The 3091-nt window shown below is 70.0% G+C and carries 3 protein-coding genes; all 3 read left to right on the top strand.

Features of this window, described 5'->3' with window-relative positions; all coding sequences use genetic code 11:
• On the top strand, window positions 1-1434 hold a 1434-nt coding region (locus VNO22_10995; GenBank protein ID HXG61894.1), incomplete at its 5' end, for a hypothetical protein.
• Between the two features lie 18 nt (window positions 1435-1452).
• Window positions 1453-2292 carry a hypothetical protein gene (locus VNO22_10990; protein HXG61893.1) on the top strand — a complete coding sequence of 280 codons (840 nt, stop codon included), beginning with the start codon at window positions 1453-1455 and terminating at the stop codon, window positions 2290-2292.
• A gap of 33 nt (window positions 2293-2325) precedes the next feature.
• Window positions 2326-2988 (top strand): hypothetical protein, encoded by a 663-nt coding sequence (locus VNO22_10985; protein HXG61892.1) that lies wholly within the window; start codon window positions 2326-2328, stop codon window positions 2986-2988.
• Window positions 2989-3091 lie beyond the last annotated feature (103 nt).

Raw genomic sequence — 3091 nt, 5'->3', positions numbered from 1 at the left:
GGCCCCGAAGTCCGGCGCCTCCTGGCCGCCTTCGTGGCGGCCCGCCCGGCCCGCGATCTCTCCCGCGCCGCCCCGCCCGAGGACCTGGCGATCCTCCTGCGCGACGGCCTGGAACGGTTCCTCTTCGACGCCGGGATCCGCTGCGCCGGCGTCCAGGATCTCGCGCTGCAGTCCCCCGAGTACGAGCGGCGGGCGGAGGCCGAACGCCGCCGCGCCGAAGAGGAGCATCGCTCCGCGCGCCTTCTGGACCTCAAGGAGGAGCGCCTCCGGCGCCTGGCCGGCATCCTCAAGGACCAGGACGTTCAGTCCCTGCTCACCCGCGTGCCCGACGAGCGCCTCCGCGGACTCCTGTACGCCAAGCTCATGGAGGACGACGCGCTCCAGATCACCGCCCAGGACCTCCTGGCCAAGGCCCAGGACTGCGGCGAAGAGGTCGTCCAGGTCATCTACAAGGCGATGGAGACGCTCCTGGCCGCCGGCGCCTCGGTGGACCCCGAGGAGGTCGAGGCTTCGCGCGCCGAGCGCGTGTTCCTCGCCGCGGGCCGCCGGGTCCTGGAACTCGACCCCGCGGAGGACGAGCCCCCCCGCGTCCACGACTTCCGCGAGCCCCTCCGGTCCGTCCGGACCGTCCAGACGCCGCGCGGGGAGTTCCTCGTGGGCGGCTCGCGCCGGCATGTCTTCGCCCGCGCCCTGGACGGCGGCGAGATCCTCGAGTATCCGCTTCCGAACGGCCGCGCCGTCCGCGGCGGCATCAACGCCGTGGCGCTCGACGGCGACGCCCTCTACGCGACCCACTCGGAGTATGGCCTGGCGCGCTGGGACCTGCGCGCCCCCGGATCGCCCGCGGAGATCCTGTTCCAGGAGGTGACCCGCCCCCACCGCACGACCCGCGCGGTCCAGGTCGTGGACGGACGCCTCGTCTTCGCCAGCGGGCCGCACCTCTACGCGGCGTCCGTCCGCTCCAGCGATCCTCCCGTCAAGTACGTCTCCAGCGTCGAAAGCCCCGTGACGTGCGTGGCCGCGGCGGCCCGGACGCTGTTCGCCGGAACGGAAAGCGGCGCCATCCTCTGCTGGAAGATGGACGCCCCCGATCAGCCGGTGGTGCTCGTGCGCCGCCGCGACGCGATCCTGAACCTGCGCCTGGCGCGGATCTGCGCGATCCCGCATCTCCTCTATAGCACGCGGGACCTCTCCGTCCGCGCCCGCGTGATCGGGCAGAACCTGGAGACGGCGTACGAATCGGGCGGCGCCGCGGTCGGAATCCTGGACGCCGCCAGCGATCTCGTGTGCGCCTCCGACGCCGAGGGCCGGCGGCTCTTCCTCTGGAAGGCCACCGCCCCCGCGCGGCCGGTTCGGGAGCTGGACGTGTGGCGCCAGTCCGACAAGCCGGTCCTGGACCTCTGGATGAAGAAGAAGCGCGCCCGGAGCGCCTGAGCCGCTTCGCCGTGAGCCATGGCTAACACGCGCCTGCGCCGGTGCCCGCCCCCCCAGGTCGACCGGAAATCGGCCCGGGTCCGGGAGGAAAGCTTCTTCGAGCGCCTGGCGGCCAACGTGAACGCGGCCGCCGGCGTCTACGACCCCCTCAGCGGCCGCACCTACGACGCTTCGGCCCGGAACCGGGTAACGAAAACCCTGGACGAGCGGTCCACGGAGGTGAAGGGGCTCATCAAACGCTTCGCCGAGCGCGACCTCATGCGCACGTACGAGGAGATGCCCAAAAACGGCGTCGTCCTTCACGAGATCCTCCATAAAGAATTCCTCGGGCGGCCGTCCGTCCGCGTCGTGCTGGCGGGGGCCGCCTTCAGCCCCGTGGAAGACCTCGTGCGCGAGGGAACCTCCCGCCGCCTGATCCGGGCCGAGGAACTCGTGCGCGTCAAGGACCTGATCGTGCGCTCGGAGAACGTCTTCTATTACATCGGGGCCTTCGCCACGACCGGCTGGGAGGAGGAGGCGCGCCGCGTGCTCATCGGGGGCAACCACCTGATCGCCCTTTCGGACGTCCATGAAGGGGCGTGGCGGACCTATTACGCCCCCGATTCCCGCTGGCGTTCCACCGCCCGCCTCTTCGACCTCACCACGGAAGAAGAAAAGATCGAGGCGATCCGCCGCTGGGTCCAGAACCACACCTTCGAGCTGCTCATGGACGAGCTGACCGAAGACACGGTCTTCGACGAGCTGGGCTACGCGATTCCCATCGTCCGCGAGGCCTTCGAGCAGATCGCCGCCGAAGACACCTACGTCCGGTTCGATACCAGCACCCGCCCGTACCGGCTGGTGAGGGTCTATGGATAGATTCCCCGAGGTCCCCGCCGCCGCGAGGTAGCGATGCTCGACAAGATCCGAAAGCTCCTGGGCGTCAAGGATCTCCCCGAGGAGGTCACCCCCCTCTACCGGGGCGCCCGCAACGAGCGGGAGGCGCTCGTCCTTTTGAAGGAAGCCCGCCGCCGGGACGAATCGCGCCGGCGCCGCGCCATGCAGGATCTCGAGGTGCTCGACCGCATGGAGGAGGAGCTTCTCGAGGAGGGCAAGCAGGAAATGACCGAGAACCGCCGCCTCATGTTGGCGCGGCGGATCAAGGAAATCCGGTGGAAGATGCAGGAGCTGCACAACCGGATCGAGAACATCTACAACAAGCGGCTCAAGATCCTCAACGAGCACGTGGCGTCCCTCGAAACCGTTCTCGAGCTGACCAGCGAGGCGCTCCCGGACAAGAAAACGATGGAGGAAATGGCCGTGAAGGCCAAGCAGCTCCTCGAAGACCTCGAGAAGACCAAGGAACTGGCCGAAGGAATCGCGCTGGCCCCCGAGTCGCCCGTGCCCGACGAGGAGGAGCGCCGGATCCTGCGCGAAATGGAGAAGCGCGCCGATCTCGAGGCCGCCCCCGCCCAGGAGGAAGCGCCCCCGAAGGAGGCCCCCGCGCCGGAGCGGCCCCAGGAGGAACGCCCGCGCCGTTCGAAGGAGCCGCCGGAGGTCCTTTTCGAAGAATGAACCCTCGAGGAGCGCTCCTCGTCCTGGAATCCTGCGCCCTGGCGGTCGCGGCCGCGTGCGCGCCCGCCGCGCGCGTCGCCGTCCGGGACGCCGAAGGCCTCGC

The organism is Planctomycetota bacterium, from assembly GCA_035574235.1.
Lineage (GTDB): Bacteria > Planctomycetota > MHYJ01 > MHYJ01 > JACPRB01 > DATLZA01.
The sequence above is the reverse complement of the archived record's forward strand: the minus strand, read 5'-3'. Positions and strand labels throughout refer to the sequence as shown.